This window comes from Photobacterium profundum, from assembly GCF_003026285.1.
Classification (GTDB): Bacteria; Pseudomonadota; Gammaproteobacteria; order Enterobacterales; family Vibrionaceae; genus Photobacterium; species Photobacterium profundum.
In genome coordinates this window covers 37628-52318 of record NZ_PYOD01000014.1, presented here as the reverse complement: position 1 = coordinate 52318, position 14691 = coordinate 37628, and the positions used below count along the sequence as shown (strand labels likewise).

Below are 14691 nucleotides of genomic sequence, written 5' to 3'. Positions count from 1 at the left end.
TATTTCATAATGAATGGCTTTATTGCTTATTTTGCTCAGCGTAGTTTTCTTGCGCGTATAATAACCACCATGGTGTTAATGGTGGGTATTGCTTCACTCAGCACACTCAAACTCCAAGAATTACCTGATATTGCATTTGAAGAAGTTGATATTACCACTCAATATCCTGGCGCCACCGCGCAAGATGTGGAAGTCAATATTACCAATTTGATCGAGAAAGAGATCAAATCTGTCGAAGGAATCCGAAAGTTTACCTCGCAATCTTCTGATGGTTTATCTGCTATCTCTATTGAAATGGATGAATCTACAGATACGGCAAAAGTGTTACGTGATATCCAACAAGCAGTTGATCGCGTAAATGGACTGCCGAAAGACGTTACTAACCCGCCACTTGTAGTGCAACGTGGTACAGCTTCTTTTGAAGTTCTCACGTTTGGGGTAAGTCACCAAGGCGATTATAGTGAACTACAATCTTATTCCCGTCAGTTAGAGAAGACGCTTAAAAGCATATCGGGAGTAGGAACCGTCAGCATGACAGGATTCAATGAACGTGAATTCTGGATTGAAATCGACCCGATCAAAGTTAGTCGTTATAAATTAACCTTTGATGAAGTGATCTATGCGGTTAATAACCGTAATTTGTCATTATCTGGCGGGATGGTTGAATCTTGGAACAGCGACCAAAAAATTGTCACCATGACGCAAGTTAAGTCTGTTGAGGAATTAGCACAAACAGTAATCAAAGTGCTTCCTACTGGTGGGCTTATTCGATTAGCAGATATTGCTGAAGTCATCGATACCTTTGAAAAAGCCTCTCAAGAAGGTGTCATCAATGGTGAGTCTGCCATCCTATTCAGCATCACTAAGGGTTCAAACGCCGATATTATTACAACTGTCGATAATATAAAAACACTGATTGAAAACGAAAAGTCTCGCATCGGTGATACCTTCTCTTTCAGCTACGGACTCAATCTAGCCGATGACATGAGTGACAAGTTTTCTATTGTATCAACCAATGGTGGCATCGGTCTTATACTCGTATTAGCTGTATTAAGTATGATTTTGAAACGCCAAATCGCTTTCTGGGTATCCGTTTCTATTCCATTCTGTGTACTTGGGGTAATGGCCACTCTGCCAATACTTGGAATGAACCTTGATAGCATAACGTTGGCAGCATTGTTACTGGTGATAGGCATAATCGTAGATGATTCAGTAATTGTTGCCGAAAGTATCTATCAAGAAAAAGAGAGTGGTAAGAGCGCACTGGAAGCTGCGATTATTGGTACGCAAAAAGTCATTAAACCCATTATTGCCAGCTTAACAACGACTGCTTTGGTCTTCATTCCCATGTTCTTTATTCCCGGCACCATGGGCAAAGCGATTGTTGTGATTCCTATTACTGTTATTGTTGCGTTGTTATTTTCTTTGGCTGAGTGTACGTATACCCTGCCCGCTCACCTTGCAAATTCACTTAATAAAACAGAAGCGAAACCCACAACATCGGACTACTTTCAATCAATAACTAATGCTTATACTAACTTACTCACACGATGCTTACAGTTTAAAAAAAGCGTATTAGTGATTGCCGTTATTATGCTTGCAGTCGGTGTTGGGTTAGTGGCCAATCTGAAGCTTGATATCTTTCCATCAGAGTCGGCAAAGTACATTGAAGTCTACACAGAAGTTCAGCCCGGTACGCCACTGAATAAAGTGCGTGAAGCGCATGCTCTACTTGAAGAAACGATTACCGCACTGCCTAAAAATGAACTCAACAGTTATGAGCTCACTTACAGTAGTCCTGTAAGCACGGGTTTAATTGTATTAACTAACTTTGAAAGCCGCGATCGCACAGCAGATGCGATCATCAAAGATCTGAACAATAAGCTTAAAAATGTAAAAGAGCTGTCATTTGTAAAGTTATCTGTCGATGCTGGTGGCCCTCCTCCCGGAGAACCTGTTGAAGTGCGAGTGATGAATGGTACACAGCAAGAACGTAATGACGCAGTATCGTTAGTAACTAACTGGCTGAATACACAACAAGGGCTAGGTAAAGTTACTCATAACGAGGCATTAAAAGATCCTCAGTTACAGGTCATTCCTCAATATGAATGGTTAGCACGTTATAACCTTACCGTAGCTGATTTAGCATCAACATTGCGCATTGCTTTTGAAGGTGACACGGTAACGTCAACATGGATTGGTGATCAAGAAATAGACTTGCGTGTCATTCTAAAAGAAGATTATCGAACCATTGAAAGGCTCGCCACAACGAAGATCTACACCGCAGATGGTGTACAAGTACCACTAAGCCGCCTTGCTAAAGTGGAACATATTGAAGCTCCGCGTTTAATCCAACATTACAACGGCGATCGTGAAGTTACTGTAACAGCCCAGATAACCGATGAGACACTCAGTTCAGTGGCATTAAGTGAAACCATGCTTACTGAGCTACAAAGTAAATTACCCTTACAGGTATCTATTGAAATTGGTGGCGAAGCAGAAAGTACTAACGAAACTATGAGCGGATTTGTCGTCGCCTTTCCAGCTGCAATCGTTGGTATCTACTTTGTGCTGGCTATAATGTTTAACTCACTATTGCAGCCATTATTGATCATGGTGGTTATTCCATTCGCGGTAATCGCAGCGTTAATGGCATTGTTTGTTCACATGCAGCCAATATCTCTGTTCGCTCTGATTGGCGTGCTTGGTATGACGGGGGTTGTTGTGAATAACTCGCTGGTGTTGATTAACCGGATCAATGAGCTGCTTAGTGAAGGAAAAGACACCTTGCACGCCATAATGGAAGCATCGGCAAATCGTTTAAGACCGATCCTTCTTACATCTCTAACAACAGTTGTCGGTCTACTACCACTCGCATATGGCTTGGGTGGAACCGATGTGTATATGGGACCCATGTCTTTAACACTCGGTTATGGGTTACTGTTTTCACTACCCGTTGTTCTTATTGTTATTCCATGCCTGTATTTGACATTCTTTGGTCAAAAAATGTCGACAAGTAATTAGGATTTATATCTCACGTTAATTAACTAGCCCTTTCCGTTGGCAACTCACTCTTCAGAATGGGCTATCATTCACCCGATAATTAAGAATAGAAAACAGCTAGCCAAATTGTTTCTTCCGTTGGATGTATCCAACTCACTTTATGACGTTGATGAGCTAGAATATTCACGTAGTCACCTTCTTTTAGGTGTTGCTCTTTCATTCCTTTTTCGAAGAGAATTTTGGCTTCTCCTTTCACAACCAGCACCCACTCGTTTTCTGTTTGATCATACCAATCGGAATCGGGGGTACTGTGCCCTTTCGAAATAATACGTTCAATTCTAACGCTATCGGTTTTAACAAGGTCTTGAAAAATTTCCGAGGGTAAAGTGGAGGGTATATCAGTTAGTAGGCTTCCCATCGTGGCATTCTTCCTTTCTCTATTGATCTCTATTCCATTAAAACGAAATTACAAATACAAAAACGGGTAAGTATATTTCAACCTTACCCGCTTGAAAAATTAGTGATACACAAAACGATTACTTAGGTAAATCTATCTCAATTTTAGAATTTAGTTGCTCTAGCTCAGCCTCAAGCGCAGTGACTTTTGCTTCCTCTGCATCAACAAGATCAAGTTTTTTTTCATATTTATCACAATCGGCTTGCGATACCCAATTCCAACTGGTGCCTGATTTAAATTCATCACAAGCTTGTTTGAATTTTTTAGCTGTAGCCTTTGCTTTATCAACATCTGATTTGGCAGTAACGACTTGTTTTTGTAATTGTAATTGTTGTTGATAAAGCTCTTTCGAGTTAGTGAGAACAACTTGTTGCTTTTTAGCCGTTGTTTTAAGCTCAACCACTTTGGTATCCAGTTTTTTCTGAGTAACGGATAGCTTCTTTTGCTTTTTATTTAGTTCAGCAATTTGGGCTTCATAATCAGTCTTTTGCTGTACTAATTCAGTGCTCTTCTGCTCTAGCTGAGAGATAACTTGCTCTAGCTCTAATGATTTCTTTGTTTCAAATTGCTCAAATTGTGCTTGTTGAGCCTCTTTTTCTTGCTGTAATTCTACATTTTTTTGAGTCAGGGTATCGTACTCAGCTTTCGTTGGTCCTGGATTACGATTCCATACAGCAGTAGCCAAAACAAAGCCCAATACAATACCAAGCACTAATGCCACTTTCCATGATGACATCATGTTTGTCGATCCCACGTTAGTTGACATGTTGTTCTCTTCCTCTTGAATTCTTTAGAATTACATACCAATAAGTATTACGGTATATATCCATATGATAACTCTAATACTATCAGCAAGATGATACCTTTATGTCATCATAATATCGCAAATCTCTGTAAAACAATGTAAATCGGCGCTAAGTGATAATTAATTGTTCAGGTTTTTAAAAATCATTTAAACCCTAATGTCTCATAATTAATAGTTCCACCGTCTGAGACATTTAGTCTACCTCACACTGGCTATCTTCAAATAGTCATAATTATCAAATCGATAATACTGATACATCCCAATTAATATCAACAAACAACAAAGCAGCTAAGGCAATGTTATGATTACTGAATTAATTTTTTTAACGGTATCTGCCTTCTCAACACCTCTGCTTGAGAACTCGACTTACGAACAAGATAATACTCATTGTCGCTTAACGATCAATGAGGAAAGACACCAAAATGATATTGTATTGGTTTTTACTGCAAGCTCTGAAATGCCGCATCAAGCGCATATCTATCATAGTATTTCGCAAGAATCCCCCTCTTCAGGCATATTGACTCAACTTTCTTTACATCAAGATGAGCCACTAGAAAAGAATCAATACATGATTAATCATGCACTCTATAAAGTGGTTAATGATGATATAACGATCTACTCGACAGCCATTGGTTCAGAGCAGAACAGTGCTCAAGACTTCATGAGTCGTTTTGAAAATGACGGTTATAAGACTCATGTGGCTATCGATGGAATTGAAATAAACCTGTCGTTTGTCGCAGATCACCAGCAAGCACTGGCATTTTATCAATGTGCTCAACTTGCCTCAAATGATTATGCTAGGCATACAAAATAAAAGACATTCATTCATTCTGCTGATAATGTGCAAATTATCATGTTTACATTAACGTACACATAACCGTTTATTGAAAGAGACAAGTTAAAAGGATAGAACTATGCCAATAACAGAATGGATGACATTTGTTGTCGCGATCTCAATACTTACGATTACACCAGGGTTAGATACTGTACTTGTGATCCGAAATACCAGCCGAGGTGGCTGGAAAGATGGTGTAACCAGTAGCTTTGGTATTTGCAGCGGCTTATTTGTGCATGCAACGCTTTCTGCCGTGGGTATATCCTTTATCTTGGTCCAATCTGCGTGGCTATTTCAAACGATTAAAATCATTGGTGCCGCATACCTTATCTACTTAGGCGTTTGTAGCTTACGAAGCGGTAGGAAAGCAGGCTCCTTAACTGTGATGCCAAATCAAACCAATGACAATGCATTCAACATAAAGCGCTCTTTTTCAGAAGGTTTTCTGTCAAATGTACTGAACCCTAAAACCGCTATTTTTTATCTCGCTTTTTTGCCCCAATTTATCAATCCCGAAGGTTCTGCTATTACACAATCTTTCATTCTGGCTGGTATCCATTTTATTTTAGCTATGACGTGGCAATCATCATTAGCACTTGTTATGGAGCGAGCAAAAAACTGGTTAGCAAAACCCAAAACAAATCAGTGGCTTCAATCTTTAACAGGATGTGTCATGGTTGGATTAGGCTTACAACTATTATTAAGTAAAAACGTGCGCCTTTAATTATCCTCCCAGTGGGCAATAGATTTTCACAAAACAGACCTCACATTGTTTGCGATAGAAATGAAAGTGTTAACTCTAACATTGTCAGCTCTACCGCAAACGGGGTGTATTAATACACTGAGTATTTTACTCACCGTCCCATTCTCGCATACCGTCATTGGCACACATTATTACCGCCAATTCTATTAAGCGGACGGAGCACTCAGTTTGAAACTTTCTAAACTATCAATCGCTATCGCACTCACATCGACCGTATTTAACCCTTTCTACTCACACAATGTGTATTCAAATACACTGATGCAAGCAAAGCACTTTGATCAGACAAATTTTCTCGATTCCCCCAAACTCAAAACGCGCGAAGATATTACCGATTATTTAGTCAGTGAGAAATTGGACGGCATACGAGCGTATTGGAATGGCAACACCTTACTGACGCGCAGTGGAAAAACCATACATGCACCTAGTTGGTTTACCAGCTCTTTACCCACTACTGCTTTAGATGGTGAGCTGTGGGTAGCAAGAGGAAGATTTCAGCAAGTTGCTCAAACGGTATTAGATAACAAACCAAACGACGAGGAATGGCAGTCTATTAGGTTCATGATCTTTGACCTTCCCTCAAACTCCGCACCTTTTGAACACCGTTATCAGCAATTACTTGACGATATAACCCTGAATAGCATTGCTCACGTTAGTATTGTGAAGCAAAAATTTGTTACTGATATAACAGCATTAGAAATGTGGCTAAAACTGTTAGATGAAAGCAACGGTGAAGGATTAATGCTGCATCATCGCCATAATGGTTATTACCCAGGGCGAAGCGATAACTTATTAAAACTCAAATCCTACCAAGATGCAGAAGCAACCGTTATTGGTTATACAGAAGGAAATGGTAAATTCGACGACAAAATGGGGGCTTTATGGGTAGTCACACCTGATAACATTACTTTTAAAATTGGCTCTGGCTTTAAAGATTTTGAGCGAGAGGCTCCCCCAGCAATCGGTACAACTATCCTCTTCCGTTATAATGGCGTAACAAACAGTGGTATTCCACGATTTGCGAGATTCATTCGGGTTCGTGATAACCTCGATATCTAAAGTTGGCGTAGAAACAATAAGCACTTCTAACCGTAGACATAGCGATACGGTCACTTTTTCGTTTGTTATTTGCTTCCCCCCTACGCAATAATCTTGCGAAATTAGCCGGAATAACAGTGATTATTTTCAATTTTCACTGAACACGCTTTTAAAACACCATATTTTCGTCTGTTTTTACTGACTGTACGCTTTAGTTTACTGATAACATTGTCATAATCGCAAGCAAGATTTAACATTTTAGTTACACTTAACGTATCTGGTTTTACCAAGATTTATCACTAGATAAAGTGGTGTTAACAGCAAAATTATGTATCGCTAATAACATATCTAGAATAGAGTTTCAGACAATAACCATGAATAGCGATCCTAAAACCACATAACTCTCGGTATCACCTTTGGCGTTTATACGTTATTTGCTGCCTTCTGCTGAAGCGTAGCATCAGAAGGAGCTTGAGATGAATGTTCAGGCATTACCCATGCATCGGTTTATAGACCACCATGGTAACCCCGTAGATCAACTGCCAGCTTGGGCTAAACCGTCTACATTGAAAGGGTTTTACTGCGATATGGTATTAACCCGAACTTATGATAATAAAGCTGTTGCTCTTCAACGTACTGGTAAGTTAGGGACTTACCCCTCTCACCTTGGCGCAGAAGCCATTGGCATTGCGATTGGGCGTGCTTTACAAGCCGATGATGTGTTCATCCCTTACTACCGTGATATGCCTGCAATGTGGGCGCGTGGTATTGCGATGGAAAAAAACCTTCAATATTGGGGGGGCGATGAAAGAGGCAGTGATTTCAGCGTTACAAACAATCAAAAAACAGCCAATACCACACCCCATAACAGCGCAATACTATCACCAGATCATTTACCCAATGATTCACATTGCCGAGACTTGCCCTTTTGCGTTCCTATCGCCACACAATGTACCCATGCAGTGGGTGTTGCATCCGCATTAAAAATTGAAGGTAGTCATAAGGCTGCACTGGTCACCTGTGGTGATGGCGCCACATCAAAAGGTGACTTTCTCGAATCAATCAACTGTGCTGGCACGTGGAATATTCCACTGGTTTTTGTCGTGAATAATAACCAATGGGCAATCTCTGTACCACGACGCCTTCAATGTGGTGCTGATTATTTATCAGAAAAAGCCAAAGGTGCTGGTATTCCAGGGTTAACGGTTGATGGTAATGACATCGTCGCGATGTTTGATGCGATACAGATTAGTTTAGATCGCGCACGAAAAGGAAAAGGATCAACGTTAATTGAAGCCATCAGTTACCGATTAAGCGACCATACTACTGCTGATGACGCAAGTCGCTACCGGAGTAAAGATGAACTTCATGAAGCATGGGGGTTCGAGCCTATTAGTCGTTTAAAAACCTATTTAATGCGTCAAGGTTTATGGTCAGAGCAAGACGATAAACAATGGCAAGAGCATTGCCAAGAAGTGGTAGAACAAGCCGTTGAACGCTATCTAAACATCCCTGTACAAGCACCCGAAACGGCTTTCGATTTTCTTTATGAATCCTTAAACACCGAGCTGCATCAACAACGTGATGAATTAATCAACAAAGCAATGCGTATGCAAGGAGGCAAACATGGCTGATATGACGTTACTTGAAGCGGTGAACCTTGCTTTACATCATGAGATGGAACATGACCCAAAAGTGGTTGTCTTGGGTGAAGATGTCGGCGACAACGGCGGCGTATTTCGCGCAACGGTTGGGCTTAAAGCTAAGTTTGGTCTCAAGCGGGTTATTGACTCGCCATTAGCCGAAGCATTAATTGGTGGCGTCACGGTTGGTATGGCATCGCAAGGCTTACGACCCGTTGCAGAATTCCAATTTCAAGGGTTTGTATTTCCCGCGATGGAACACCTTATGTGTCATGCTGCACGAATGAGAAATCGAACACGAGGTCGACTTACCTGCCCTGCTGTTTTTCGTGCTCCTTTTGGTGGTGGTATACACGCACCAGAACATCATTCTGAAAGTATTGAAGCATTATTTGCTCATATTCCAGGGTTTAAAGTCGTTATTCCATCGTCACCTCAGCGTGCATATGGCTTGTTACTTGCCTCTATTCGTAGCAATGATCCTGTCATGTTTTTTGAACCTAAGCGTATTTATCGAACCGTCAAATCAGATGTGAACGATAACGGTAAAGCCTTGCCCCTAGATACGTGTTTCACACTACGCAAAGGTCGCGATCTCACCTTGGTCACTTGGGGGGCATGTGTTGTGGAGTCATTGCAGGCAGCAAGCACGCTTTCTTCGCAAGGTATAGAAGTTGAAGTGATTGATCTAGCGAGTATAAAGCCTATCGATATGGCTACAATTATTCATTCATTAGAAAAAACGGGCCGTCTACTTGTTGTGCATGAAGCGAGCAAAACCTGTGGTGTAGGTGCAGAGATTTTGGCGCGCACAGCAGAACATGCGATGTGTTTATTAAAAGCGCCACCGAAACGAGTAACAGGAATGGATACCATCATGCCTTATTATCGCAATGAAGATTATTTTATGATTCAGGAAGAAGACATTGTGATAGCTGCGCGAGAATTAGTGGAGGGTTGGAAATGAAGTCATTTATGCTACCTGACCTCGGCGAAGGGCTAGCCGAATCTGAAATTGTTGAATGGCATATTAAATCCGGTGACGTGGTTAAAGTTGATCAAATCGTTCTTACCGTTGAAACAGCTAAAGCCACTGTCGATATTCCCGCCCCTTACAGTGGAAAAATCATCAGCCGTTACGGTAAAGAAGGTGATGTGATAAATATAGGCAGCCTATTGCTAGAGATTGAAGAAGTGGGCGCAACTGCACAATCAACTATATCAACAACAGCCGCCAAAAAAGAAGATGCAGCAACGGTGGTCGGTAATGTTTCACATCAAAACCATCACGTTGATATCGATGACTTTTGGGTTGGAAGCGATCAGAATACTACGTCTGAAAATATTATTACGGCAATGCCCTCTGCACGATTATTAGCACAACGATTAGGCGTCGACTTACACGGTATTATAGGAAGTGGACCTGATGGTTTAATTGTCGATGCCGATATTTATAATGAATGCGATAAACAACTGCCTGGCACTGAAGTACTGAAAGGTGCAAGGCGAACCATGGTTAACACGATGGCGGAATCTCACCATAATGTTGCTGCGGTTACCATTACAGAAGAAGCCTTATTAGCTGATTGGTTGGCCAATGAAGACATTTCTATTCGATTAATACAAGCCGTTATTAACGCCTGCCAACAAGAGCCCGCCCTTAATGCATGGTTTGACGCTGAAACAATGACGCGCTGTGTTCACAGTACCGTTAATATTGGTATTGCAGTTGATAGTGCCCATGGTCTTTATGTACCTGTATTACGCCATGCTGACGAATATAGTCCTAAAGGGGTTCGGCAATGGTTAGATAAAACCGTGAAAGGTATTAGAGATCGTAGAATTGGTCGAGAGCAGCTACAACATGCCACCATTACGTTGTCTAATTTTGGTGCTATTGCGGGTATTTATGCTACCCCGGTTGTTTCACCACCTCAAGTCGCCATTGTGGGTGCAGGTAGGATAATCGAAAAGGTAATCATAAAAGATGGGCAACCAATAGCGGTTAAAGCAATGCCCTTATCGATGACATTTGACCATAGGGCTTGTACGGGAGGCGAAGCAGCACGCTTCATAAAAGCGTTGGTTGAGCACTTACAACAAGCCACAGCTTAGCTGGTTTAGCTTAAAAAGCAGGGTATATAAAAAGCGGTAATATAGCCGCTTTTTCTCTACTTATACCAATCTGGATAAGTAATACCAAATCCATTAATTATCTGATCAGTTCAGCGAGAGTTAAAATACTTTGAGGCAAGGAGATAAATTGAGGATCTAGTGGCTCTAAATTGAAATAACTAGTCGTTCTAATTATAAAATTTCTAACGTAGTTATTATCGGTTTTAACCAACAAGAATGTTCAGGTACTGATTTAGGTTGGTATTACACAGAGCGAATTAATTCAGGCATGATCTCAAAAAGATCCCCCACGAGCCCATAATCTGCAATTTGAAAAATAGGTGCTTCAGGATCACTGTTAATTGCCACAATCACTTTTGAATCTTTCATGCCAGCTAAGTGCTGAATAGCACCAGAGATACCGACAGCGATATAAAGATCAGGCGCAACAATTTTACCCGTTTGCCCGACTTGTAAATCATTCGAAACAAACCCCGCATCAACAGCAGCACGTGAAGCACCAATAGCGCCTCCCAGTTTGTCTGCAAGCTGTTCAACGAGTACAAAACTTTCTTTACTGCCTAACCCTCGCCCACCGGAGATAACAACGCTAGCCGCAGGTAGTTCAGGACGTTCACTTACCACTTTCTGTTGTGATATAAATTCAGATGATTCTGCCGGAATATTAATGTCTAAACACTTCACATCAATATTAAGGATTTCTGGCGATATGACAGCGTCACTTATGGTAATGGCATCGAATGCCGCACTGCGAATAGTCATCACTTTAATGGCGTCGTTAGACTTCACTCTTGCTAACGCATTGCCAGCATAGATAGGACGAATCACAACGTCTGGTGATTCTATGTCAATCACATCCGACAACTGCCCCACATCCAATAAGGCAGCAACACGTGGCATTATATTTTTACCAAACGTTGTGGCGGGCGCTAATATATGCGAATAGTCATTGCTCATATGTTCTTTGCAAATATGAGCAATTAAATCCGATATATTTTCGGCGAGTAAATATTGATAAACACCTGAATTAACCACTAACACGTTACTAACCGCACTAATATGCCGGATTGATTCAACCACCGATTCGCAATTAAAACCAATCACCAATACTGTGATTTCCACTTGCTTATCTTCTGACACAATCGCGGTTGCAGCATTAATTGTTCGTAATGTATCCACTGACACAGCTTTATTATCATGTTCTGCAATAACAAGCGTTGCTAATTTTTTCTCGCTCATTAGATCGCTCCTATAACCTTGGCTTCATTTTTCAGCTTTTCTACCAGTTCCGATACACTATTAACCATAACACCAGTGGCTCGCTCAGGCGGTGACATTACATCAAGTATTTCTTGATGCAGAGTAACAGCCACGCCTAATTCATCTGGTGTTATCACATCTAACGGTTTTCGTTTTGCTTTCATAATATTGGGAAGAGAGGCATAACGGGGTTCATTTAAGCGCAAGTCAGTACTGATAATTGCAGGTAGATTCAGTTTTACCGTTTCAAGACCACCATCAATTTCACGAGTTACAAGTACGGCATTACTCTGCCCATTCGATTCAGATACTGGAGATTCTTCTGACACAACGGTCACTTCTGATGCGAATGTACCTTGAGGGCGCTGCGTGATGGCAGCTAGCATTTGCGCCACTTGATTATTGTCAGTATCAATAGATTGCTTACCCAGTAATACAATTCCAGGGTCTTCAATCACCATAACAGCTCGCAGTAATTTAGCTACAACGAGAGGTTCTGGTGAAGATGGTATATCAATATGAATCGCACGATCGGCGCCCAGTGCCAATGCTGTTCTCAATTGTTCCTGACAGCTTTTATCGCCGACTGATACCACAATAATTTCTTCTGCATGCCCTGCTTCTTTTAGCCTAACCGCCTCTTCTACCGCTATTTCGCAAAAGGGGTTCATCGTCATTTTTACATTATTGGTCTCTACACCTGAACCGTCACTCTTAACCCTGACCTTTACGTAAGGGTCAATCACCCGTTTAATCGCTACTAATACTTTCACAATGCCTTCCTTTTTAAATTGGGATGCCGTTCGTGTAAGCTTTAATCCTATTATTTATCACTGCCAGTCTTTTTTACTGTCGCTGTTTTTCAATGTTGTAGCTTGGCAGATATACCGTGCTTTGAATGGCTATTTTTGAGTTAGTCTATGCTTTTCAAGAAATAACACAGTAAAAACTACGTTACCTTTTGAGCCTAGTTTAATTTACGTTTACGTCAACTGGACTATATTTAATGTTATGTCAGTAATGTAGGGACAGGTTTACAGCATGGATAGAGAATGTATGGCGTTTGATGTTGTGATTGTTGGCGCAGGCCCTGCTGGCTTAGCTGCCGCTTGCCAGCTTGCACAGCTCAACCAGAAAGCAAATAAAAAAGGACAAGACATTAGCATTTGTGTTGTCGAAAAAGGCGCTGAAGTCGGTGCACATATTATCTCTGGTGCGCTATTTGAAACCCGTGCCTTAGATGAACTGTTCCCAGAATGGTCAACAATGGGTGCTCCGCTTTCTACCCCCGTGATTGACGATCAATTCATCTACCTGACTAACCAATATAATCACCTGACTGTCCCTCATTTTCTTACACCTCACCCAATGCATAACACCGATAAAAACTATGTGATCAGTTTAGCTAATTTATGTCGTTGGCTCGCCCAGCAAGCTGAAACACTTGGTGTGGAAATTTTCCCTGGTTTTGCCGCTGCAAGTATTAATTATGACGAAGCTGGCGCTGTTACTGGCATTAATACATCAGATATGGGGCGAGATAAAAGTGGTGCCCCTAAAGCTAATTTCGAAGCGGGTATCGAACTGAAAGCCAAATACACTATCTTCGCTGAAGGAGCACGAGGGCATTTAGGTAAACAATTGCTCGATAAGTACCAGTTAGATGCAGATAAACAACCTCAACACTATGCATTAGGGCTAAAAGAAATATGGGAAGTACCTACAGATATAAAACAACCTAATGCTGGTAGCGTTATTCATGCCGCAGGCTGGCCTTTAAGTGAATCGGGGACTACTGGTGGTGGCTTTCTTTATCATTTAGACGGTAACCAGATAGCCATCGGGTTAATCGTTGATTTGAATTACAGCAACCCTTACCTCAGCCCTTTCGATGAATTTCAACGACTCAAACAACATCCCGCTTTCAGTAAACACCTCAGCGGTGGACAGCGAATTTCTTACGGCGCGCGTGCTATCTCTAAAGGCGGATTATCATCGTTGCCCAAACAACAGTTTCCCGGAGGACTGTTAGTAGGTTGTGATGCTGGCACATTGAATGTAGCCAAAATCAAAGGCAGCCACACAGCAATGAAATCAGGCATGCTTGCAGCAGATGCTATTTTTGAACAATTACGATGCGAAAATGCCCAAACAGAACCTGATTATGACTTGTTATTTCAAACGTCTTGGCTGTATCAAGAGCTACAAGAATCACGTAATTTTGGTGCAGAGCTGCACAAATTTGGTAGTTTGCTAGGGGGAGCACTCGCTACCTTTGAACATAATGTATGGGCATCTATTTTTAAGCGTAAAACGCCTTGGACAATTACAGATCAACAGGCCGATCATAAGTGCTTAAAAGATATCGCACAGTGCCAACCTATTTCCTACCCTAAGCCTGATGGTATATTAAGTTTTGATAAGCCGTCATCGGTATATTTATCAGGCACACAGCATGAAGAAAATCAGCCTTGCCACTTAGTTCTCGACGATTGTAACATCCCTATTCATACGCATTTATCACGCTATGATGAACCCAGTCAGCGCTATTGCCCCGCTGGCGTCTATGAAATCATCACGGTCGATGATAAACCTAAACTTCACATCAACGCTGCTAACTGCGTACATTGTAAGACCTGCGACATTAAAGATCCGTCGCAGAATATCACTTGGTATCCACCTGAAGGTGGCGGCGGGCCAAACTATCAAAATATGTAAAAAAAGAGCCCATGCATTATCAATGCTAGGACTCCT

General features: G+C 41.4%; 12 protein-coding genes. 8 read left to right on the top strand and 4 right to left on the bottom strand.

Annotated elements, in window-relative coordinates; translation table 11 throughout:
- Positions 1–9 precede the first annotated feature (9 nt).
- Positions 10–3024 carry an efflux RND transporter permease subunit gene (locus C9J48_RS21860; RefSeq protein WP_006230167.1) on the top strand — a complete coding sequence of 1005 codons (3015 nt, stop codon included), beginning with the start codon at positions 10–12 and terminating at the stop codon, positions 3022–3024.
- Positions 3025–3103: 79 nt separating this feature from the next.
- Here C9J48_RS21860 and C9J48_RS21855 read toward each other — a convergent pair whose 3' ends face one another.
- A complete protein-coding gene (locus C9J48_RS21855; RefSeq protein WP_006230168.1) occupies positions 3104–3421 on the bottom strand; it encodes a cupin domain-containing protein in 318 nt (105 codons plus the stop codon).
- Positions 3422–3539: 118 nt separating this feature from the next.
- Entirely contained in the window at positions 3540–4226 is a 687-nt protein-coding gene (locus C9J48_RS21850) for a hypothetical protein (RefSeq protein WP_006230169.1), read from the bottom strand.
- 340 nt (positions 4227–4566) lie between these two features.
- On the opposite strand from C9J48_RS21850, the gene C9J48_RS21845 reads away from it, so the two are divergent.
- The 6 genes from C9J48_RS21845 (at position 4567) to C9J48_RS21820 (ending at position 10656) form a co-directional block, all read left to right on the top strand.
- A complete protein-coding gene (locus tag C9J48_RS21845) occupies positions 4567–5079 on the top strand; it encodes a hypothetical protein (RefSeq protein ID WP_006230170.1) in 513 nt (170 codons plus the stop codon).
- A gap of 100 nt (positions 5080–5179) precedes the next feature.
- The gene (locus tag C9J48_RS21840) at positions 5180–5824 is read left to right on the top strand and encodes a LysE family translocator (RefSeq protein ID WP_006230171.1); all 645 of its coding nucleotides are present in this window, start codon (positions 5180–5182) and stop codon (positions 5822–5824) included.
- Between the two features lie 207 nt (positions 5825–6031).
- Positions 6032–6919 (top strand): DNA ligase, encoded by an 888-nt coding sequence (locus tag C9J48_RS21835; protein WP_006230172.1) that lies wholly within the window; start codon positions 6032–6034, stop codon positions 6917–6919.
- A gap of 455 nt (positions 6920–7374) precedes the next feature.
- Positions 7375–8532 carry a pyruvate dehydrogenase (acetyl-transferring) E1 component subunit alpha gene (gene pdhA, locus C9J48_RS21830; RefSeq protein ID WP_107281244.1) on the top strand — a complete coding sequence of 386 codons (1158 nt, stop codon included), beginning with the start codon at positions 7375–7377 and terminating at the stop codon, positions 8530–8532.
- Positions 8525–9508: an alpha-ketoacid dehydrogenase subunit beta gene (locus tag C9J48_RS21825; RefSeq protein WP_107242416.1), complete on the top strand. Its 984-nt coding sequence runs from the start codon at positions 8525–8527 to the stop codon at positions 9506–9508. Before pdhA ends, C9J48_RS21825 begins: the two co-directional genes overlap by 8 nt.
- On the top strand, positions 9505–10656 hold the full coding sequence (locus tag C9J48_RS21820; RefSeq protein ID WP_006230174.1) for a dihydrolipoamide acetyltransferase family protein: 1152 nt from the start codon (positions 9505–9507) through the stop codon (positions 10654–10656). Before C9J48_RS21825 ends, C9J48_RS21820 begins: the two co-directional genes overlap by 4 nt.
- 264 nt (positions 10657–10920) lie before the next feature.
- Here the strand turns inward: C9J48_RS21820 and C9J48_RS21815 are convergent, their stop codons facing one another.
- Positions 10921–11916 carry an electron transfer flavoprotein subunit alpha/FixB family protein gene (locus tag C9J48_RS21815; RefSeq protein WP_006230175.1) on the bottom strand — a complete coding sequence of 332 codons (996 nt, stop codon included), beginning with the start codon at positions 11914–11916 and terminating at the stop codon, positions 10921–10923.
- Positions 11916–12710, bottom strand: coding sequence for an electron transfer flavoprotein subunit beta/FixA family protein (locus C9J48_RS21810; RefSeq protein WP_006230176.1), 795 nt, complete (start codon positions 12708–12710; stop codon positions 11916–11918). The genes C9J48_RS21815 and C9J48_RS21810 overlap by 1 nt, the downstream gene beginning before the upstream one ends.
- A 268-nt stretch (positions 12711–12978) precedes the next feature.
- Here C9J48_RS21810 and C9J48_RS21805 point away from each other — a divergent pair, with 268 nt between their 5' ends.
- Entirely contained in the window at positions 12979–14655 is a 1677-nt protein-coding gene (locus C9J48_RS21805; protein ID WP_036802745.1) for an electron transfer flavoprotein-ubiquinone oxidoreductase, read from the top strand.
- Positions 14656–14691: the final 36 nt, after the last annotated feature.